The 20420-nt window shown below is 64.1% G+C and carries 20 protein-coding genes; 14 read left to right on the forward strand and 6 right to left on the reverse strand.

What is annotated here, in order from left to right; translation table 11 throughout:
• Positions 1 to 268 precede the first annotated feature (268 nt).
• A complete protein-coding gene (locus ACVOLS_RS16825; RefSeq protein ID WP_481546577.1) occupies positions 269 to 637 on the reverse strand; it encodes a BON domain-containing protein in 369 nt (122 codons plus the stop codon).
• A 234-nt stretch (positions 638 to 871) separates the two neighbouring features.
• Here ACVOLS_RS16825 and ACVOLS_RS16830 point away from each other — a divergent pair, with 234 nt between their 5' ends.
• Entirely contained in the window at positions 872 to 1057 is a 186-nt protein-coding gene (locus ACVOLS_RS16830; RefSeq protein WP_481546604.1) for a hypothetical protein, read from the forward strand.
• 150 nt (positions 1058 to 1207) lie between these two features.
• Here ACVOLS_RS16830 and ACVOLS_RS16835 read toward each other — a convergent pair whose 3' ends face one another.
• A complete protein-coding gene (locus ACVOLS_RS16835; protein ID WP_282272647.1) occupies positions 1208 to 1492 on the reverse strand; it encodes a hypothetical protein in 285 nt (94 codons plus the stop codon).
• A gap of 107 nt (positions 1493 to 1599) precedes the next feature.
• Here ACVOLS_RS16835 and ACVOLS_RS16840 point away from each other — a divergent pair, with 107 nt between their 5' ends.
• From ACVOLS_RS16840 to ACVOLS_RS16850, 3 genes are all read left to right on the forward strand, one after another.
• Positions 1600 to 1926 (forward strand): hypothetical protein, encoded by a 327-nt coding sequence (locus tag ACVOLS_RS16840; RefSeq protein WP_481546578.1) that lies wholly within the window; start codon positions 1600 to 1602, stop codon positions 1924 to 1926.
• A gap of 70 nt (positions 1927 to 1996) precedes the next feature.
• Positions 1997 to 2929, forward strand: coding sequence for a CorA family divalent cation transporter (locus tag ACVOLS_RS16845; protein ID WP_481546579.1), 933 nt, complete (start codon positions 1997 to 1999; stop codon positions 2927 to 2929).
• Positions 2930 to 3007: 78 nt separating this feature from the next.
• Positions 3008 to 3316, forward strand: coding sequence for a DUF3817 domain-containing protein (locus ACVOLS_RS16850; RefSeq protein WP_296251228.1), 309 nt, complete (start codon positions 3008 to 3010; stop codon positions 3314 to 3316).
• Between the two features lie 129 nt (positions 3317 to 3445).
• Here the strand turns inward: ACVOLS_RS16850 and ACVOLS_RS16855 are convergent, their stop codons facing one another.
• A complete protein-coding gene (locus ACVOLS_RS16855; protein ID WP_481546580.1) occupies positions 3446 to 3625 on the reverse strand; it encodes a CsbD family protein in 180 nt (59 codons plus the stop codon).
• 739 nt (positions 3626 to 4364) lie between these two features.
• Between ACVOLS_RS16855 and mdoH the strand changes: the two genes are divergently transcribed.
• The 4 genes from mdoH (at position 4365) to hemC (ending at position 9077) form a co-directional block, all read left to right on the forward strand.
• Complete coding sequence (mdoH, locus tag ACVOLS_RS16860) at positions 4365 to 6284, forward strand: glucans biosynthesis glucosyltransferase MdoH (protein ID WP_481546581.1); 1920 nt, start codon at positions 4365 to 4367, stop codon at positions 6282 to 6284.
• 355 nt (positions 6285 to 6639) lie between these two features.
• Complete coding sequence (locus ACVOLS_RS16865) at positions 6640 to 7305, forward strand: alpha/beta hydrolase (RefSeq protein WP_481546582.1); 666 nt, start codon at positions 6640 to 6642, stop codon at positions 7303 to 7305.
• 65 nt (positions 7306 to 7370) lie between these two features.
• Positions 7371 to 8138 carry a LytR/AlgR family response regulator transcription factor gene (locus ACVOLS_RS16870; protein ID WP_481546583.1) on the forward strand — a complete coding sequence of 256 codons (768 nt, stop codon included), beginning with the start codon at positions 7371 to 7373 and terminating at the stop codon, positions 8136 to 8138.
• Between the two features lie 30 nt (positions 8139 to 8168).
• Positions 8169 to 9077 carry a hydroxymethylbilane synthase gene (hemC, locus tag ACVOLS_RS16875; RefSeq protein ID WP_481546584.1) on the forward strand — a complete coding sequence of 303 codons (909 nt, stop codon included), beginning with the start codon at positions 8169 to 8171 and terminating at the stop codon, positions 9075 to 9077.
• A 168-nt stretch (positions 9078 to 9245) separates the two neighbouring features.
• Here the strand turns inward: hemC and ACVOLS_RS16880 are convergent, their stop codons facing one another.
• On the reverse strand, positions 9246 to 10031 hold the full coding sequence (locus ACVOLS_RS16880; RefSeq protein WP_481546585.1) for a DUF481 domain-containing protein: 786 nt from the start codon (positions 10029 to 10031) through the stop codon (positions 9246 to 9248).
• A 157-nt stretch (positions 10032 to 10188) separates the two neighbouring features.
• Between ACVOLS_RS16880 and ACVOLS_RS16885 the strand changes: the two genes are divergently transcribed.
• Positions 10189 to 11154, forward strand: coding sequence for a helix-turn-helix transcriptional regulator (locus ACVOLS_RS16885; protein WP_481546586.1), 966 nt, complete (start codon positions 10189 to 10191; stop codon positions 11152 to 11154).
• Positions 11155 to 11534: 380 nt separating this feature from the next.
• Here ACVOLS_RS16885 and fabB read toward each other — a convergent pair whose 3' ends face one another.
• The gene (gene fabB, locus ACVOLS_RS16890) at positions 11535 to 12743 is read right to left on the reverse strand and encodes a beta-ketoacyl-ACP synthase I (RefSeq protein ID WP_481546587.1); all 1209 of its coding nucleotides are present in this window, start codon (positions 12741 to 12743) and stop codon (positions 11535 to 11537) included.
• Positions 12743 to 13258 carry a 3-hydroxyacyl-[acyl-carrier-protein] dehydratase FabA gene (fabA, locus tag ACVOLS_RS16895; protein WP_057627977.1) on the reverse strand — a complete coding sequence of 172 codons (516 nt, stop codon included), beginning with the start codon at positions 13256 to 13258 and terminating at the stop codon, positions 12743 to 12745. The genes fabB and fabA overlap by 1 nt, the downstream gene beginning before the upstream one ends.
• 209 nt (positions 13259 to 13467) lie before the next feature.
• Between fabA and dinB the strand changes: the two genes are divergently transcribed.
• From dinB to ACVOLS_RS16920, 5 genes are all read left to right on the forward strand, one after another.
• Positions 13468 to 14553, forward strand: coding sequence for a DNA polymerase IV (gene dinB / locus ACVOLS_RS16900; protein ID WP_481546588.1), 1086 nt, complete (start codon positions 13468 to 13470; stop codon positions 14551 to 14553).
• A 63-nt stretch (positions 14554 to 14616) separates the two neighbouring features.
• Complete coding sequence (gene gph / locus ACVOLS_RS16905) at positions 14617 to 15267, forward strand: phosphoglycolate phosphatase (RefSeq protein ID WP_481546589.1); 651 nt, start codon at positions 14617 to 14619, stop codon at positions 15265 to 15267.
• Between the two features lie 301 nt (positions 15268 to 15568).
• The gene (locus ACVOLS_RS16910; RefSeq protein ID WP_481546590.1) at positions 15569 to 17809 is read left to right on the forward strand and encodes a TonB-dependent siderophore receptor; all 2241 of its coding nucleotides are present in this window, start codon (positions 15569 to 15571) and stop codon (positions 17807 to 17809) included.
• Between the two features lie 25 nt (positions 17810 to 17834).
• On the forward strand, positions 17835 to 18806 hold the full coding sequence (locus ACVOLS_RS16915) for an alpha/beta hydrolase (protein ID WP_481546591.1): 972 nt from the start codon (positions 17835 to 17837) through the stop codon (positions 18804 to 18806).
• A gap of 146 nt (positions 18807 to 18952) precedes the next feature.
• Positions 18953 to 20353: a YncE family protein gene (locus ACVOLS_RS16920; RefSeq protein ID WP_481546592.1), complete on the forward strand. Its 1401-nt coding sequence runs from the start codon at positions 18953 to 18955 to the stop codon at positions 20351 to 20353.
• Positions 20354 to 20420 lie beyond the last annotated feature (67 nt).

A 20420-nucleotide genomic window follows, 5' to 3' on the forward strand; every position in this document is an offset into this window, starting at 1 on the left:
AGCGCCGACCCCAGCCCGTGGGTGCGGCGGTTGGGGGGTGGTTGGAGGCCCCTCCGGGCCGTACATCGCACCCCGCGCTCCCGGCCGGGCCGTGATTGGCTCGGCACTATTGAAGGATGCGCGCCCGCGGCTCAACGACGTTGTTCTGTGTCGACGTCGCTTTGCCACCATTGTTTTGCAGCCAGCGCTTCGCCCACGCATCGCGCCCACGCATGTACTCCAGCTTTGGCACGCTGTGTACGTTTTAATCGTGCAGCGGCCGCTCTGGTCACTGCGACGGTTCGCCGCCGATGATCAGCCGGCTGTCGTCGACACTGATGACGCCGTCCACTGTGCGCGCGATATTGACCATGCGGTCAGCATCTGCCTGACTTGCCACCTGGCCACTCAGGGAGACCATGCCACCACGTGTTTCCACGTGGATCTCCATGCCCGGCATGTCTGCTGCGCTGGATAGTCTTTCCTTGACTTCGCGTGTGATCCACGCATCGCTGCCAGGTTGATCGGCAGAACCTTGGCCGAGCGCTGCTGTCGGTGGGCTTTCCTGGGCGGATGGTGCGCCAGCGGTGGCTACCGGCGTACAGGTGGGTAGCGTGACGGCAATCAGCAACACACTCCGCAGGTGCAGGTGTTTCATCACGATGCTCCTTTGGTTGGGGCAAGGACCAGCATCGCACTGGTCCATCCGCACACTAGCAAGCAAGGAGTTAGTGTGATGCGCCTTTGTTGTTAGCTGCGCGCGAATGCCCGGTATTCAACTACGCCACTGCAAGCTGAAGCATGGGATGAATGCCGGGATGCTTCGCCATCATGCACGCGATGCTTACGTTGGCTGGCCTAGCGTGAACTCGTCCCACAGCGGAGCATGGCGATGACACAGGGTGACAAAAGCGCCTATACAGGCAAGCAGAAGCGGCAGGCCACACATATCGAGCAAAGTGAACGCAAGCAGGGGCGTTCGAAGGCGGACGCCGAACGCATCGCCTGGGCGACGGTGAACAAACAGGACGGCGGCGGGAAGAAATCAGGCTCGGGCCGTGCACCGCACAAGCATTAGCAGTTGCCCGCGAATTTTCAGTTGCGGGTAATGCCTGAAGTGTGCCTGCAGAAGCGGCGCAAGCCGCGAAGCCAGTGACCTGAATCGCCGCCAGCTTCGCGGTTTACACCGCTCCCACAAGATCTTGAAAGCAAAGTCGGAAGAAGCGGCTCAGGCCTCTTCTTCCTCCTCCTCTTCTTCGTCTTCTTCTTCCTCGTCCTCTTCGTCTTCATCCTCTTCTTCGAAGGCGTCGGCTTCTTCGACGCGGACGAAGTTGGGCAGGGTGTCGGCGAAGCTGATCTGCTTGCCGTTGGCCAGCATCGGGCGCACGGCGCGCTTGCCGGCTTCTTCCACTACCGCAAAGCACACCAGGCTCTGCGCGCTTTCGTCACCGGCTTCTTCGAACACGGCTACCCAGCCGTCGGCGGGGATGATCTGGATGATGTTGTCTTGCATGGCTGGACTGGTGGTTGAAGGAATGGCGAGCTTGCGTGAAGGCGGGCGCGCTTTGCAACCGTGGGCAGGTGGGATACTGCTTAGGCCCTGATTGAAGGAGCTGTGGAATGGCCGAGGCACCATTGCGCACGCTCGACGGCCGCTATCTGGTGGTGCGCGGGCGGCTGTGGCGGGCCAGCAATCCGGGCCTGCCCGAGCAGCTGCGGGCGTCATTGGTCAGCCAACTGATGGCCGCGCGGAGGGAAGTCGGCGCGGCGCGGCGTTCAGGTGATCGGCAACTGCTGGCCAAGGCCGGGGCAGCGGTGGATGCGGCCAAACATGGCTTGGGGGAACGTGGCCCGGTGTGGTGGCAGGACGGTGCACCGGACCTCAATCGGCACCTGGCCAAGAACACGCCGTATGCGGACTGGTACGCCGCGCAAGCGCTGGACTGAGCTGCCCGTGGCTTTACTCGGCGTGCGCTGCAGACGAGGATGAGCGCTGGTCTCGAAGCGGAATCACGCCATGCTCCAATGCCGCACCCTTGCCACCGCTGCTGGCGGTACGGCGCCCGCGTCGTTATGGGTGGACCTGTGCCAACCAACGCCCGAGGAGCTGGCGCAGGCCTCGGCGCAGGTGGGCTTCGTTATTCCCGACCGTGCCGGCATCAGCGAAATCGAGTTCAGCAGCCGGGTGCGCGTTGAAGGCGAGGCCTTGGTGCTGAATCTGCCGCGCTTCCAGTACGAGGTGGAGCACGTGGTCGGGCCGCTGGGTTTTGTGGTCGCACCCAAGGCATTGGTGGTGCAGCGCGAGCACCGCATCGATGCGCTGGAAGGCGTGGAGGCGGAGCTGGGCAAGCACCCCTGCCACGGTTCGGCCGATCTGTTCCTGCGCATGATCGAGCACATCGTCGATCGCCTGGCTGATCTGCTCGAATCGCTGGAGAGCACGATGAGCGAGTTCTCACGCCAAGCCTTCAACCACCCCAAGGGCAAGCGCGCCTCACGGCGACTGGAACAGATGCTGCACGAGGTGGGGATGATGGGGCGGCGCATCGGCGCGCTGCACAACACCTTGCACGGCATGCTGCGGATGATGAGTTACCTGGATGAAGCGACGCCGGACTGGTTTGGCGCGGATGCGCCCAAACGCATCAAACTGGTGGTCAAGGACCTGACTTCGCTGAGCGAGTTCGAGCAGCAACTGGGCGACCGCAATGAGTTCCTGCTGGACAGCGTGCTCGGCCTGATCAACATGGACCAGAACGAGGTGATGAAGGTGATGGCCGTGGCCTCGGTGGTCGGTATTCCGCCTACCGTGCTGGTTGGGGTGTGGGGCATGAACTTCGCCTCCATGCCGGAACTGCATTGGCATTACGGCTACGCCATCGCGCTTGCCGCAGTTGGCCTGAGCATCGTGGTGCCGCTGCTGTGGTTCAAACGACGGGGCTGGATCTGAGTCGCGTGGATGCGACGCATTCTCGCCTACAATCGCGGTTCTTTCGAACCGCTGATGGAATCGATGTCTGCCAAACCAATGACCCCCGCCGGCAAGTTGTTTGCCGCCGCCGCACTGATTGAAGGTGTCACCTGGGCCGGTCTGCTGATCGGCATGCTGCTCAAGTACGGCACCGGCACCACCGAGCTGGGTGTATGGCTGTTCGGCCGCCTGCACGGTCTGGCCTTCGTGTTCTACGTCGTCGTAACCCTGTATGCGTGGATCAAGCTGCGTTGGCCGCTGTGGGCCATGTTGCTGGCGCTGGTAGCGGCGGTGCCGCCGCTGGTGACCGTGCCGCTGGAAATGTGGTTCCGTCGCATCGGCCTGCTGTCCGAACGTCCGCATTGATGTGAGGGTGTTGTAATGGCGCGGCCGGCTTCCACACGGTCGCGCCATTGGAACTGCACAGTGTTGCCGGGTGTTACGGGCTCCGGTTATGTGCGTTGCGGAAGCAGTTCTTGCGGAGTGATGCGGTCGTCATGAATGTCGATGCTTTACCTCGTCTGCAGCCTTGCCCATTGCTCTCTGTGCTTTTCCAGCATTTTTCTCCATGTTGCCGGCCATCTGCTGGGCTTTGTTGCCTGTCATCTTCCCGGCAGCTTCCTTGATGGCACCTTTGATTTCGTGTTTGGTGCCTTCAACACGGTTGCGGTCCACGAACGGTCTCCGGAAACGTCTGCGTCGCTGCAGACAGGCCCAGACTGCGCATTGCCGGGTTTGCAGCGGGTGAGCGCAATGTTGTGATCGCGTTGCGTGTGGGGCCGGATTTAGCCTGCGTTGTGCGTACGCGTGTATGTGCCCTGTTCACCGCTGCTTGATGCGGCTGGATTCAGTTACCTGCGGCCAAGTCATTCCGTAGGTGGAACTGTGCCAGCGGCGGTGTTGTTCGAGGTAATTGGCCAGCTGGCGATAGCGTGCCGACGCAATCCGGGGCCTATCGAGCGTGTGGTTTTGCCCGCGCTCCGGCTCCCGGTCCGGTGGAAAGCGGAGCAACTGCAACAGTTTGATGCAGTCCTGTTGCAAGCGTCGCTGCCGCGCGACGGGAGCCTGGCACAAGCCCCATGTGCGCCCCGCGCGGGGGTCAGACTGACTGGCACAGGTGTACCTGTCGATTTGATGATGGATAATTCCCCCGTCGCCGATGCCGTCAAGGGATTGCGGCGGTTGGGCCCGGAGCGGCCCGGCTGGGCGTGTTGGCGCCCGCAGCGAGGTGGTTCGAGGGGGCTCCCGCATCGCGACCGGCAGGCTTCGTTTGCCGCAGGTTTAAGTTGGTTCTTCTAGTTTTCCCGGCTGGTCGGCTTCTCCTTCAAGGATTTCAGGTGCAACACGCAAGCAAACAGCGTTACGGCAAGGTGTGTCGCCAGGACGGGCTGCAGGTCACGCAGCGGGGTGGTCGATGAGCTCTACGGTCAGCACCGACAACGGGCTGGATGCCGGCATCGCCGTGCTGCCGGCCGAACACCCCTTGGACATGCCCGAGCAGTCGCTGCGCTCGGGCACGCTGCATGTGCCACGGCAGAAGACCGCCCCGGCCAATATCGGCCTGCGCCGGCTGTACGTCTTCGGCAGCACCGCGTTGACCACGCTGCTCGCCACCTGGTTGATGGCGCGGGTGCTGTCCAATGGCGGCATCAACGTGCTGGAAGCCTGTCTGCTCGGCCTGTTCGTGCTGCTGTTCGCCTGGATTGCGATGTCCTTCGTCAGCAGCCTGGCCGGCCTGCAGGCGCTGCTGCGTGGCCGCCGCAAGCTCGGCATCTTCCCGGATACGCCGCTGCCGCAGCTGCGCAGCCGTACCGCCTTGTTGATGCCCACCTATAACGAAGACCCGCGCCGGATGATGGCCGGTCTGCAGGCGATCTATGAATCGGTGGCCGCGACCGGGCAGCTGGAGCACTTCGATTTCTACGTGCTCAGCGATACCACGCGCGATGCCATCGGCCGCGCCGAAGAGCAGGTGTTCGCGCGCCTGGTGGAAGCCACCGGCGGTGCCGAGCGGCTGTATTACCGCCGCCGCGCCAGCAATGTGGGCCGCAAGGCCGGCAATATCGCCGACTGGGTGCGCCGCTTCGGTGGCGCCTACCCGCACATGCTGATCCTTGATGCCGACAGCCTGATGACCGGCGACGTGATCGTGCGGCTGGTGTCGGCAATGGAGAACCATCCGACCGTCGGCCTGATCCAATCGCTGCCGGCGGTGGTCGGTGGCCGCACCGCCTTCGCCCGCATGCAGCAGTTTGGTGGCCGCGTGTACGGGCCGGTGATGGCCTATGGCGTGGCCTGGTGGCACGGCGCGGAAAGCAACTATTGGGGCCATAACGCGGTGATCCGCACCCAGGCATTCGCCGAAGAAGCCGGTCTGCCGGAGCTGCCAGGGCGCAAGCCGTTTGGTGGTCACGTGCTCAGCCACGACTTCGTCGAGGCCGCACTGATACGCCGTGGCGGCTGGGCCGCACACATGGTGCCCTACCTGCACGGCAGCTACGAAGAAGGCCCGCCGACCCTGACCGATCTGCTGATCCGCGATCGCCGCTGGTGCCAGGGCAACCTGCAGCACTCCAAGGTCGTGGCCACGCCGGGCCTGCACTGGGTCAACCGCGTGCATATGTTGATCGGCATCGGCCATTACTTCACCGCGCCGATGTGGGCGATGCTGATGCTGATCGGTATCGCCATCCCGCTGATCCATGGCGGTATCGATCTGGCCGAGGGGCTGCATCTGGACCTGCGCATGGCACCGGCGAGCTACTGGCGCGGCCTGGACCAGGATGGCGTGTTCTGGGTATTCGTGGTGACCATGATCGCGCTGCTGTCGCCCAAGGTCATGGGCTATGTGGCGATGCTGACCTCGCGCAAGGAGCGCATTGGTTGCGGCGGTTGGTTCCGCGCTTTGGTATCGATGCTGCTGGAAACCGTGCTGGCGGCATTGATGGCGCCGGTGGTGATGTACGTGCAGTCGCGCGGTGTGGCCGAAGTGCTGGCCGGCAAGGACTCGGGCTGGGACGCACAGCAGCGCGATGACGGCAGTATTTCGGTGAGCGCCTTGTTGCGCAGCTATGGCGGCCTGAGCGTGTTCGGCGTGGTGATGGGCGTAGCCGCCTATCTGGTATCGCCGCCGCTGGCCGCGTGGATGGCGCCGGTGGTGATCGGCATGGCGCTGGCGGTGCCGGTGGTGGCGTGGACGTCCTCGCGCAAAGCCGGTGACTGGCTGCGCAGGCACGGTCTGCTGTGCATCCCGGAAGAAAACGCCCCGCCGCCGGTATTGCTGCGTGCAGCCGAGTTGCGTGCGGCTGCGCTGAAGGAACCGCTGCAGGATTGAAGGCTGTGGCTTTTGTAGGAGCGGCGTAAGCCGCGAAGGCGATAGCAATGCGCCGCCATTTGGCCTGCAACCTCTGCGCAGGGTGCCGGTTTGGCTTCAATCGGCAGCACCGTCAGCTTCGCGGCTTACACCGCTCCTACAGGGCTCCGGATAGTTTTTGTAGGAGCGGCGTAAGCCGAGAAGCCGATAGCAATGCGCTGCCATTTGGCTCGCAACCCTCATGCTGGTCGTCGGCTTGCTTTCAACCTGCAGCACCATCAGCTTCGCGGCTTACGCCGCTCCTACAAAAGCAGGGCCTCCACCAATGGTTGTGCCGGGCAGGCATAATTCCCGCCTGTCTTTGGGAGTCATGAACATGCTGGAAACAGTGGAGCAGGAAACCGGCGCGTCGCCGGAATGGTCGGTGATCTGGCTGCATGGCCTGGGTGCCGATGGCCATGACTTCGCGCCTATCGTGCCCGAGCTTGTGCGTCCGCAGTGGCCGGCGATCCGCTTCGTGTTTCCGCATGCGCCCAAGCGCCCGGTCAGCATCAACAACGGCATGCCGATGCGTGCCTGGTACGACATCGTCAGCATGGACTTCCGTAGCCGCGCCGATGCCAAGGGTGTCGCCGAATCGGTAGAGCAGCTGGAAGAACTGATCGCCCGTGAACAGGCCCGCGGCATTCCTGCCAAGCGCATCGTGCTGGCTGGCTTCTCGCAGGGCGGGGCAATCATTTTGTCTGCAGGCCTGAAGCGCAGCGAGCCGGTTGCAGGCCTGGTGGCTTTGTCGACCTATCTGCCGGAAGTGGACGCCGCACCGTCGCAGCTGGTGGATGGCGCCATCGCCCAGCCGGTGTTCATGGCCCACGGCAGCGCCGATCCGGTGATTCCGCTGCAGATCGCCGAGCACAGCGCGCAGGTGCTCAAGACGCTGGGCTTCGGCGTGGAATGGCACCGTTACCAGATGGCCCACCAGGTCTGCGGCGAAGAGATCCACGCGCTGGGCGACTGGCTGCAGGCCCGTTTCGCGCAGATCTGATCGCATTGTGAGCTGTACCGCAGTTGCCGGATTGTTGACGGCGGCGTACTCCGAACCCGGCTACCATGTCGCCACGACTGGGGAGCCGTGAGCGAGGTAGTGGTGTGAAGGTAGTAATCGCCGATGACGAGCCGTTGGCACGCGAGCGCTTGCGCGCGCTGCTGGCCGAGCTGGCGGAGGTGGAGGTGGTTGGCGAGGCGGCCAACGGCAACGAGGCCCTGCAGGTCTGCGCGCAGACCCAGCCGGATCTGGTGTTGCTGGATATCGCCATGCCGGGCATCGACGGGCTGGAAGTCGCTCGCCACCTGGCGCGCTTCGAGCCGCGCCCGGCGGTGGTGTTCTGCACCGCCTACGACGCCCATGCCTTGTCGGCCTTCGAGGCGGCGGCAATCGATTATCTGATGAAGCCGGTGCGCGGCGAGCGCCTGGCCGCCGCGCTGGAACGTGCGCGCACCTTCATTGCCGGCCGCGCCAATGCCGCCCCGGCTGCGGCCACGCAACCGCGACGGATGCTGTGCGCGCGCCTGCGCGGCAGCCTGCGTCTTGTGCCGGTGGAGGACATCCTCTACCTGCAGGCCGAGGAAAAATACGTGGTGGTGCACCACCTGCGCGGCGAAGACCTGATCGAGGAATCGCTGCGCTCGCTGGAAGACGAGTTTTCCGGGCGTTTCATCCGCATCCATCGCAACTGCCTGATCGCCCGCGACCGGCTGCAGGAAGTCCGCCGCACACCGGCCGGGCAGGTGCAGGCGGTGCTGCGTGATGTCCCGCAGCCGCTGGAAATCAGCCGCCGCTGCGTGGCCGGGCTGAAGACCGAGATGGAACGGCTGTGACCCGGGGCCTGCAGCGGCGATAATGGCTGCATGAGCATCCTGCGTATCGCCACCCGAAAGAGCCCGCTTGCCCTGTGGCAGAGCGAACACGTTGCCGACCGCCTGCGCCAGGCCCACCCGGGCCTGCAGGTGGAACTTGTGCCGATGAGCACGCGCGGCGATGAAATCCTCGACCGTTCGCTGGCGGCCATCGGCGGCAAGGGCCTGTTCCTGAAGGAGCTGGAGCTGGCGATGCTGCGCGGCGACGCCGATTGCGCGGTGCATTCGCTCAAGGACGTGCCGATGGAGCTGGAGGCGCCGTTCGTGTTGCCGGCGATCCTGACCCGCGCCGACTCGGCCGATGCCTTCGTCTCCAACACCTATGCGTCGCTGGATGCCTTGCCGCAGGGCGCCTGCGTCGGCACGTCCTCGCTGCGCCGGCAGGCACAGCTGCGTGCGCTGCGCCCGGACCTGCAATCGCGTGACCTGCGTGGCAACGTCAATACCCGCCTGGCCAAGTTGGATGCCGGCGAATACGACGCCATCATCCTGGCCTGTGCTGGTCTTGAACGATTGGAATTGGGCGCACGTATCCGTGATCGCCTGGTCGCCCCGCAGTGGCTGCCGGCGCCCGCACAGGCGGCGGTGGCGATTGAGTGCCGACAGGACGACGCGGACACGATCGTACTGCTGAAGGCGCTGGACGATGCCGCCACCCGCACCTGCGTGGAAGCGGAGCGGGCGATGAACCGCGCGCTCGATGGCAGCTGCCATGTGCCGGTGGCTGGTTTGGCGCAGTGGCGCGGCGAAGATCTGTGGTTGCAGGGCTTGGTCGGCGGCGTATCTGATGGCCGTGCGGTACGTGCGCAGGCGCAAGGACCGGCCAGTGATCCGGAAGCGTTGGGACGTGAAGTCGCGCGGCAGCTGTTGGAAGGCGGTGCAGGCGAGTTGTTGCGCTGAGCTCTGCCTTGCCGGTAGTGCCGAGCCATGCTCGGCAGAGGCTCTATCGACAAAACCTGAGCGTGGTGCCGAGCCATGCTCGGCATCAGACCAGCCCGGTAATGCCTCTTGCCGAGCATGGCTCGGCACTACAGCGAGGCGGATGCCGGGCATGCGCCCGGCAGCTGCTTACTTGAAGCTGTAGACCACGTTCATGGTGGACAGCGTATCGGTCTTGCGCTTCTGGTCGGCAACGTCGCTGTTGTAGCGTGCCTGCCAACCCGCCTTGAGGGCGAAGTGCTTGTTCATGTTGACCGACACACCGAAGTCATTCTGCGCGAAGGTGTTGTACGAACCGGATTCCACCAGCAGCGAATTGACCAGCTCGGTGTTCTCGGTGATGCCGAACTTGAAGTCGAACAGGCCGCGGCCGATCAGGCCGGTGCGGTTCTCGTCGGTCTCGGAATTGTGGGTGCGGCGCACACCGGGGCCGATCTGGGTGTCCAGGGTGACACGCTCGCCATCGATCAGGCGGGTACCGTAGCCCAGACCGAAGGTGCCAAGGCGATCGTAGGTGGCGAAGTCGTCACGTTCATAACGCACCGTGGCGGTGAGCTGGCGGTGCTCGCCCAGCTGCAGGGCGCTGCCGGCGCTGCCGGAATAGCGGTTGGCGGTGGTCTGGCGCTTGCGGGTGGTGCTGCCGTCGTCGGCGGTTTCGGTGTATTCGGCGCTGGAGCGCAGGCCGAACAGATCCATGCTGTGGATCCAATCGTTATCGGTGTAGCGCAGCTTCAGGCGACCGTTGAAGCTCTCGGTGGTGCTGTTGCCGTGGGCCGAGGCAAAGCCCAGCTCGCCGCCGCTGCCGCTCCACGGCGAGGTCATCGCGGCAAGGTCGGACGTATCGGTGGCGTCTTCGGCCCAGGCCAGCGGGGCGGCCAGCAGCAATGGCAGCAATAGGGAAACACGCAGGGACATCAGGAGGATCTCCTTGGGAGAGACGGAAAAGGGAGGCCTTGCGATGATACCGGATGGTCCCTGACCCTCAGGCGCATGCAGGGGCTCGGGCTTCATCCGCGATTACAGCGGTGGCCGAGCTGCTCCATTGCAGCCCGGAGTCGGACATAATCCGGGCATGGACCGCTATGAACGCATCAACGCGCTGCATCGTCTGCTCAAGTCCGCCCGCTATCCGGTCACGGTGATGCGGCTGCAGGAGGAGTTGAGCTGTTCCCGTGCCACGGTCTACCGCGACCTGGCCTTCCTGCGTGACGCGCTGATGGCGCCGGTGGAGGGCGATGGCGAGGCCGGGTTCCGCTACCTGAGCGGGGAAAGCGACCGTTTCGAGCTGCCGGGCCTGTGGCTGAGCTCGGAGGAGCTGCACGCCTTGCTGGCATCGCAGCACCTGTTGTCACGCACCGGCGGCGGGGTGTTGTCGTCGATGCTGGCGCCGCTGCAGCAGCGCATCGAGGGGTTGCTGGCTGCGCAGGCTGGCGCCTCGCATTGGCCGGTGGAGCGGGTGCGGGTGATTCCACACCGCGGCCGCAAGCTGGACGAGGCCAGTTTCCGCACGGTGGCTTCCGGTGTGCTGGAGCGCAAGCAGCTGTCTTTTGAGTACCGCGCACGTTCCACCGATGAGGCGACCCGCCGTACGGTATCGCCGCAGCGCATTACCCATTACCGGGACAACTGGTACCTGGACGCCTGGGACCACAACCGCGAGGCGGTACGCAGTTTTGCGGTGGATCGCATCCATCAGGCGCGATTGCTGGACCAGCCGGCACGCGATGTCGCCGACGAGGAATTGAACGAGCAGTTGGCGGCCAGTTACGGCATTTTCTCGGGCGCACCGAAGGGCTGGGCGACCATCGTATTCAGTGCCAAGGCCGCGCGCTGGGTGGCCGATGAGCATTGGCACTCCAAGCAGCAGGGGCGGTTTCTTGCTGATGGGCGCTATGAATTGAAGGTGCCGTACAGCGTGTCGCGCGAGCTGCTGATGGACGTGCTGCATTACGGCTCGGACGCGGAGATCGTGGAGCCGCAGTCGTTGCGGGAGCAGGCCAAGGCGCTGTTGTCGCTGGCGTTGAGTAATTACGACTGAGGAAGCTGTGCTTGGCTTTGCTCTTGCTCTGCTTTGCTCTTGCTCTGCTTTCACCTCTCCCGCCTGCGGGAGAGGGGTAGGGGTGAGGGCAGCTCCTGCTTGTTGCTGTTGCTGTTGTTTTTTGGAACAGCAGAGCAGCGGCTATAGCTGAAGCAAAAGCAAAGCAAAAGCTTCCCCTCACCCCTACCCCTCTCCCGTAAACGGGAGAGGGGACAGCAAAAGCCAGAGCAACAGCAACAGCCAGAGCAACAGCAACAGCCAGAGCAACAGCAACAGCCAGAGCAACAGCCAGAGCAACTGCAAAGCCAAAGCCAAAGCCAAAGCCATAGCACAAAAAAACAGCCGCTTTCGCGGCTGTTTTCTTTCAGATCACTCCGCCATCAAACCCGGCCGAAGATCAACGTTGCATTGGTGCCGCCAAAGCCGAAGCTGTTCGACATCACCGTGTCCAGCTTCGCGTCCTGCGTCTTGCGCAGAATCGGGAAGCCTTCCACGCGCTCGTCCAGGGTTTCGATATTGGCCGAGCCGGCCATGAAGCCATCACGCATCATCAGCAGGCAGTAGATCGCCTCGTGCACGCTGGCTGCGCCCAACGAGTGGCCCGACAGCGCCTTGGTCGACGACAGCGGCGGTACCGCATCACCGAACACCTGGCGCACCGCGCCCAACTCGGTCACGTCACCCAGCGGCGTTGAGGTGCCGTGGGTGTTCAGATAATCGATCGGACGATCCAGGCCTTCCATCGCCATCTTCATGCAACGCACGGCGCCTTCGCCGGACGGGGCAACCATGTCGGCGCCGTCGGAGGTCACGCCGTAGCCAACCAGCTCAGCGTAGATGCGTGCGCCACGCGCGACCGCGTGGTCGTAGTCTTCCAGCACCAGCATGCCGGCGCCGCCTGCGATGACGAAACCATCGCGGTTGGCGTCGTACGGGCGCGATGCGGTGCTCGGGGTTTCGTTGAAGCTGGTGGACAGTGCGCCCATGGCGTCGAACATCACGCTCATCGACCAGTGCAGGTCTTCACCGCCGCCGGCAAACATCACGTCCTGGGCGCCGTGGCGGATCAGGTCGGCGGCAGCGCCGATGCAATGTGCCGAGGTGGCGCAGGCGGCCGACAGCGAGTAGCTCAGGCCCTTGATGCTGAAGGCGGTTGCCAGGTTGGCCGACACGGTCGAGCACATCGTGCGCGGCACCATGTACGGGCCTACCTTGCGGACGCCACGGTTGCGCAGCAGATCGGCGGCTTCCACCTGCCATTCGCTGGAACCACCGCCGGAGCCGGCGATCAGGCCGCTGCGCACGTTGCTGACCTGGCTTTCATCCAGGCCGGCATCGGCAATGGCGTCGCGCATGGCGATATAGCTGTAGGCCGCGGCATCGCTCATGAAGCGCTTGAGCTTGCGGTCTACCTGCGCGTCCAGGTCGATCTCGACCTTGCCGCCGATCTGGCTGCGCAGGCCGGCTTCGGCGTGGTCGGGCAGGGCGACGATGCCGGGGCGGCTGTCACGCAGGGCGCTGGAGACGGTGTCCAGATCGTTGCCAAGGCAGGACGTGATGCCCATGCCGGTAATGACGACACGACGCATCAGAAGCTCTCGGTTGAGGTGAACAGACCTACGCGCAGGTCCTTGGCGGAATAGATCTCGCGGCCGTCGACCAGCATGCGGGCGTCGGTCTGTGCCATCACCAGCTTGCGGTTGATCACGCGCGAGACATCGATTTCGTACTGCACCAGCTTGGCGCTGGGCAGCACCTGGCCGGTGAACTTGACCTCGCCACAGCCCAGCGCACGGCCGCGGCCTTCTGCGCCCAGCCAGGTGAGATAGAAGCCGGTCAGCTGCCACATGGCATCCAGGCCCAGGCAGCCCGGCATCACCGGGTCGCCGATGAAATGGCAGCCGAAGAACCACAGGTCAGGACGGATATCCAGCTCGGCCCGGATCATGCCCTTGCCGTGTGCGCCACCGTCCTCACGGATCTCGGTGATGCGGTCGAACATCAGCATCGGGTCATTGGGCAGGCGGCCTTTGTTGGGGCCGAAAAGTTCGCCACGCGCGCTGGCCAGCAGCTGGTCGCGCGAGAAAGCATGCAGACGGGTCATCCGGGGTAATCCAAAGCCATTGCGAGCTCCGGAGCATGCTGCAGCAACTGCGTTCAATCAAATGTTTTAACTGGACGGTTGCGTATGTTAGCTGCAGATAAGCGCCGTTCGCGGGCTGTTACGGGAGGTATGAATAAGTACATTTGTGAGGACAAGTGTGCATTTAGCGACAACAGCTATCATGTTGGCGACCTTTTGAGACTGTTGCCTTGAGCCAACAACGCAAGATCATCCACGTCGACATGGACGCCTTCTATGCGTCCGTGGAGCAGCGTGATGACCCCGGTTTGCGCGGGAGGCCGGTGGTGGTGGCCTGGCGCGGGGCGCGTTCGGTGGTCTGCGCGGCCTCCTACGAGGCCCGCAAATTCGGGGTGCGTTCGGCCATGCCGGCGTTGCGGGCCGAGCGCCTGTGCCCGGATGCGGTATTCGTGCCGCCGGACTTTGCCCGCTACAAGGCGGTGTCGCGGCAGATCCGCGAGATCTTCCTGCAGCACACCCCGCTGGTGGAGCCGCTGTCGCTGGATGAGGCTTTCCTGGATGTGACCGAGTCACCAAGCTGCGACGGCATTGCCACCGAGATCGCCCGCACCATCCGTGCGCAGATCCGCGAGACCACTGGGCTGACCGCCTCGGCCGGGATAGCGCCGAACAAGTTCCTGGCCAAGGTCGCCTCGGATTGGCGCAAGCCCGATGGTCAGTTCGTGGTGCGGCCGTCGCGGGTCGAGGAGTTCCTGACACCGTTGCCGGTCAAGCGGGTGCCGGGGGTGGGCAAGGTGATGGAAGGCAAGTTGTCGGCGCTGGGCATCGTCACCGTCGGTGATCTGCGCGCGCTGCCACTTGAGCAGTTGCAGGCCTTGTTCGGTAGTTTTGGTGCTGGCTTGTACCGGCGTGCGCGTGGCATCGACGAGCGGCCGGTGGAGCCGGATCAACCGGTGCAGTCGATTTCTTCCGAAGACACGTTCGCCGAAGATCTGCACATGGGCGAGTTCGATGAAGCCATCACCCAGTTGGCCGAACGCACCTGGCGTGCAACCGGGCGCACCGAGCGCATCGGCCACACCGTCGTCCTGAAGTTGAAGACCGCGCAGTTCCGCATCCTTACCCGCAGCTATACGCCGGATACGCCACCAAGCTCGGTGGAGGATCTTCGCGACATTGCGCTGTCCTTGTGCCAACGCGTGCAGTTGCCTGCTGATACGCGCTATCGCCTGGTCGGTGTGGGCTTGTCAGGTTTCCGTGACCGCGAAGAACTGGTGATCCAGGGTGATTTGTTTCGCAGAATCTCGTTGGATTGAGTACATCCTTTGCGCAACGCGGCGCCGCTACAATCGATGCTCATTTTCCGGGAGTGTGGATGCGTGGCGACTACGGCCTTGGTGTTCGATTTGGATGGCACGCTGGTGGACAGCGCAGGTGATATCGCCGAGGCAGTGAACCTCACATTGGAAGAGCTGGCGTTGCCGCGCGTATCCGAGGCAACGGTGCGCAGCTGGATAGGCGAGGGCGTACGCAATCTGGTGACCACTGCATTGGCGAACGCTGGCAGCGCACTGACGCTGGAAGAAGTGATGTCGGTTTTCATGCGGCATTACAAGGCCTGCCTGCTACGCAGCCCGCGGCTCTATGACGGTGTTGGTGAGGCTTTGACCGCCTTGCAGGCACGCGGCCTGCCGATGGCCATCTGCACCAACAAGCCGGCGGCGATGGTCGCGCCCTTGTTGCAGCATCTTGGGATTGCCGGCTTCTTCGCCCACATCATTGGTGGTGATTCGCTGCCGCAGCGCAAGCCTGCAGCCGAGCCCTTGTTGCATGTGGCGCGTCTGTTGCAGCAGCCGGCGGCGGATTGCCTGATGGTTGGCGACTCGGGCACCGATCTGGGTGCAGCCAACAACGCAGGCATGCCGATCGTGCTGGTGCGCTACGGCTATTCGCGCGACCTGGATCTGGATGCAGCTGAAGCAGTGGCAGTGATCGACGATATGCGTGAGTTGGTGAGCATCGTCGCGTAGCTTGGCCCTTGTGGGAGCGGCAGCATTTGTAGGAGCGGCGTGAGCCGCGAAGCCGACAGCAATGAAGTCGCTGGTTTTTCCGCAATCGGGCAGTCCATCAGCTTCGCGGCTTACACCGCTCCTACAAAGCAGGCCCCACACCACATTGCTGGCGGTTATTAATAATCATTCTCATTTAGTGTAGAATGCGGATATCCCGCAGCCTGTCTGGCGTTTGTTTCCGGCAGCTGCATTCGATATCCGTCGTTCCTCAAGCTGTTCGCCAGAGGGGCGCATCCCCACTGTCGAGAGGCTTTCCCCCATGTCCCGTCGTTCGTCGTCGCGGTTGTCCGCGCGTGCCTTGTTGTCCCGCCATCCCCTTTCCGCTGCGCTGGCATTGAGCGCCTTGCTCGCCGGTCCGGCACTGGCCGAAGGCGCTGCAGCGGCTACCGACATCGACACCGTGCATGTCACCGCCGAACAGATCGCCAAGCAGGCCTTGGGCAGCTCGGTGATCACCGCGGTCGATCTGGAACGTCTGCCGCCAGCCAATGACTTGTCCGAAGTGATCCGGCGCATGCCCGGCATCAACCTGACCGGCAATACCGCATCGGGTTCCTACGGCAATTTCCGCCAGATCGACATCCGCGGCATGGGCCCGGAAAACACCTTGATCCTGATTGATGGCCGCCCGGTCAGCTCGCGCGACTCGGTGCGCATGGGCCGCAGCGGTGAGCGCAACAGCCGCGGCGACAGCAACTGGGTGCCGGCCGAAGCAGTCGAGCGCATCGAAGTGCTGCGCGGTCCGGCCGCTGCACGTTACGGCTCGGGTGCGTCCGGTGGCGTGGTCAACATCATCACCAAGAAGCCGACCGGTGACCTGACCGGCTCGCTGACCCTGTACGGCAGCCAGGCCGAGCACAGTGATGAAGGCGACAGCGAACGCGTTGGCTTCCAGTTGTCCGGCCCGTTGAGCGAGCAGCTGTCGTTCCGTCTGTTCGGCAACGTCAACAAGACCGAGCCAGATGCCTTGTCGCTCAATGAAGAATTCGCCACCGGCGTGACGCCGCCGGCCGGCCGCGAAGGTGTGCGCAACCGCGATATCAGTGGCCTGCTGCGCTACGACATCAACGACAATCATGTGCTGGAGCTGGATGCCAGCGTCAGCCGCCAGGGCAATATCTACTCCGGCGAGCGCGGTGTCAGCGGCGACGGCTTCGAGCGTTTGAATGCGTTGTACGGTGCAGAAACCAACGTGATGCTGCGCCGCTCGTTCGGCCTGACCCATCGTGGCAGCTACGACTGGGGCACCTCGCGCATCACCGCGGCCTACGACGACACCGACAACACCCGCTTGAACGAAGGCCTGGCCGGCGGCCCGGAAGGCTCGATCACCGAAGGCGCGAGCTTCTCCACCTCCGAGCTGACCTCGACCCGCGTGGACGGCGAGATCAACGTGCCGTTGAACTGGGGCGGCATCGAGCAGGTGGCGACACTGGGCTTCGAGTACCGCGACATGAAGCTGGATGACCCGTACTCGGTGACCCAGAGTTCCAGCAGCGGTGGTGGCATCCCGGGCTACGACGGCGTGCGCACTGGCAAGAGCGACCAGCAGTTCGCGGCGGTGTTCGTGGAGGACAACCTGTACATCGGCGAGCGCTGGACGCTGACCCCGGGCCTGCGCTTCGATCACCATTCGCAGTTCGGCAATAACCTCAGCCCCAGCCTCAATGTGCAGTTCAAGTTGGCCGAGGATTGGGCGATCAAGGGCGGCATCGCGCGTGCGTTCAAGGCGCCGAATCTGTACCAGGCCAACCCGGACTATCTCTACTACACGCGTGGCAATGGCTGTCCGGTACTCAGCCCGAACCAAGGCTCTGGCTGCTACGTGATGGGTAATGCCAACCTCGATCCGGAAACCAGCATCAACAAGGAAATCGGTATCGAATGGGCACCGGACAATGGCTGGCACGCCTCGGTCACCTACTTCCATAACGACTACAAGGACAAGATCGTTGCCGGCCAGGACCGTATCGGCATTACCAACGACACCAAGGGCCAGGTGTTCCAGTGGACCAATGCGCCGGAAGCCATCATCCGTGGCGTCGAGGGCAACGTGAAAGTGCCGCTGATTGGCGGTGGTGATGTGCTGTCGTGGAACACCAATGTCACCTGGATGATCGAGAACGTTGACAAGACCACCGATCAGCCGCTGTCCATCATTCCCGAGTACACGGTCAATACCTTCCTGGATTGGCAGGTCAATGCGCAGTTGTCGTTCATGCTGACCGGCACCTTCTACGGCAAGCAGGAATCGGCGACGCAGGCCAGCACCACCGGTGCGGTGTTGCCGCCGGATACCCGCGCGGCCTATGACCTGTGGAGCCTGGGCGGCCAGTACCGCATCACGCCGAAGGTGCGTGTCGGCGGCGGCATCAACAACCTGTTCGACAAGCGTCTGTTCCGCGAAGGCACCACCAGCACCAGCGCCACCGGTGCAGGTGCTGCTACCTACAACGAGCCCGGCCGCAGCTACTGGGTGAACCTGACCGTCGGCTTCTGATCCAGGCATAGCGATGACAACTCACATGCGCACCCGCTTTCACTCACTGCTCGCCGTGGCCGCGCTGCTGTTGCTGGGCGTAGTCGCGCCTATGGCAGCGGCGCAGCAACGCAACCCGGCGCAGCTGATGGGCCAGACCGTTGCCGACACCGGCTCGGCGCACTACCGCTTTGAGCGCTTCGTGGTGCGCAGTGACGATGGCCAGCGCACGTGGCGGGTCAACCTGGGCATCCCTGCCGGTACCGCACCGGCAGCGGGCTTCCCTGCGCTGTGGATGCTGGATGGCAATGGCGCGTTGATGGAATTCGACGCGCCACTGCTGGAGGAACTGGCGCAGAAGCAGCCAACGGTGCTGGTGTTTGTCGGTTATGACAACCAGCAGCGCATCGACTCGCCCGCACGTACCCGCGACTACACGCCGATTGCTGACCAGCCCGAAGACGGCGGCGCGGCGGTCGGCGGTGGCGCCGATGCGTTCCAGGAAGTGATCGAGCGGCGCATCCGTCCGCAGCTGGCGCAGCACGTGGCAACCGATGCCAACAAGCAGGCACTGTGGGGCCATTCGCTGGGTGGGTTGTTCGTGCTGCACACGCTGTACACGCGCAGCGGCGCATTCCAGACCTATGTGCCGGCCAGCCCGTCGCTGTGGTGGCAGCAGGGCGCGATGCTGGGCGCTCCCGAACGCCAGTTCATCGGCAACAACGCCAGTCATCCGGCGCGGGTGCTGATGATGCTTGGCGGCGGTGAGCGTGATCGCGATACCAGCAACCGCGACATGAGCAACCCGCGTGTACTCGCACACCTGAAGCGCGTCTCTGGCGCACCGTCCGACGCTGCCGAGCAGTTGTCGGCGCGTCTGCGCCAGGTGCCGGGTCTGGATGTCGAGTACCACCAGTTCGATGGACTCGGCCATGGCCCGATGTTCCGCGCCTCGTTGATGCGCGCGCTGCATGAAATCACCGGCGTGCGTGACCGCAGCGCGGAGCCACGCTCCTGATTTGCCTGTTCCTGATCTGCCCGCTTCTTATCTGAGCTCCAAGTCCGGGCCGACGGCCCGGCACTCCATTACCCAGGCAGCGTTACCGCCCAGGCAGAAACCCACGATGCGCGCGACGTCGCGCAGCACCCAAGAGGTAATGCCCGATGGCAAACGTTCGTTCCACTACTGCTTCCACCACTGCCCGCGCCGCGCGTCCGCACCTGCTCGGCCTGGCGTTGTTGCTGGCCACCGGCGTTGCCGGCGCCCAGGTGTTCGCACAGCCGGATACCGCCTTCAACGGCAGCGTGCGCGCTACCGCACCGGTGGTATTGCCGGGCAGCGAAACCGGTATTGAGGGCAATGGCTTCACCCCGGGCCAGAAGGTGACCTTGCTGCGCGGTGAGACCGTGCTCAATGCACAGCCTTATGTCGCCAATGGCGAAGGCAAGTTCAGCGGCACGCTGGCCATCCCGGCCGATGCCGTCGCCGGCCCGCAGCCGATCGTGGTGCGTGCGGCTGCGCCGGACGCGGCAGCGGTGTTCTCGCTGAAGGTCTCGCGCGAGGTGCCCTTGTCCGGCCAGGAGCGCATCCAGGCCGCCAGCAACCGCCTGGTGCAGGGTTTGTATCAGGTCGCCTACAGCCCGGCCAGCAAGGCCGCGTTCGTGACCAGCGCGGTCGGCCGCCCGCCGGTGAAGCAGTCCGAGCTGCTCAAGGTGGATCCGGAATCGCTGCAGATCATCGCCCGCGTATCGCCGCAGGCGGCACCAGGCAATGACGGCAACCTGTTTGCCGTGTACGGCGTGGGCGTGGATGACGCCAACGGCAATGTGTGGGTGACCAACACCCGCCAGGACACGGTGGCGGTCTACCGCCAGTCCGACCTGTCGCTGGTCAAGCAGTACCCGGTCGGTGCGGTGTCGCATGCGCGCGACGTGGTAGTCGACGCACAGCGCAACCGCGCCTATGTCTCGGCCACCGGTGCTGACTTCATCAGCGTGTTCGACACCCGCACGCTGCAGCAGCTGGACAACATCACCATCGCCTCCGGCAAGCGCGGCGAGACCTTCACCCCGGGCAGCCTGGACATCGATACGGCTACCGGCAAGGTCTATACCGTCAGCCTGGCCGCTGCGGAAGCGGCGATCATCGACGGCGCCAGCGGCAAGGTGGAGAAGGTATTCCCGCTGGCCGGCGCGCGTGATGCGATCGGCGTTGCATGGAACCCGGTGGCCAAGCGCCTGCTGGTGGTATCGCAGGGCAGCGACAACCTGCTGATCGTCGACCCGGCCACGGCCAAGGTCGAGCACGATGTCTACGTTGGCGCCGGTTCCTTGAACGTGTCCTACAGCCCGAGCACGCGCTTGGCCTATGTCAGCAACCGCGCTGCCGGCACCGTCACGGTGGTCGATGAAGGCGGCAAGATCGTTGCCAACCTCGACGGCGGCACCTACCCGAACCACGTCAGCAAGGGTCCGGATGCGGTGATGTTCGCGATCAACAAGTCCAAGGGCGCCGATGACGCCAAGGGCGATCGCATCACCCGCCTGCTGCCTGTGCAGCGCTGAGTGATCCGCCGCGCCCTGTGCGCGGCAAGGCAATAAACGTGCGGGAGATGCCGGCAACGGCATCTCC

It is taken from the genome of Stenotrophomonas sp. STEN038 (assembly GCF_056759895.1).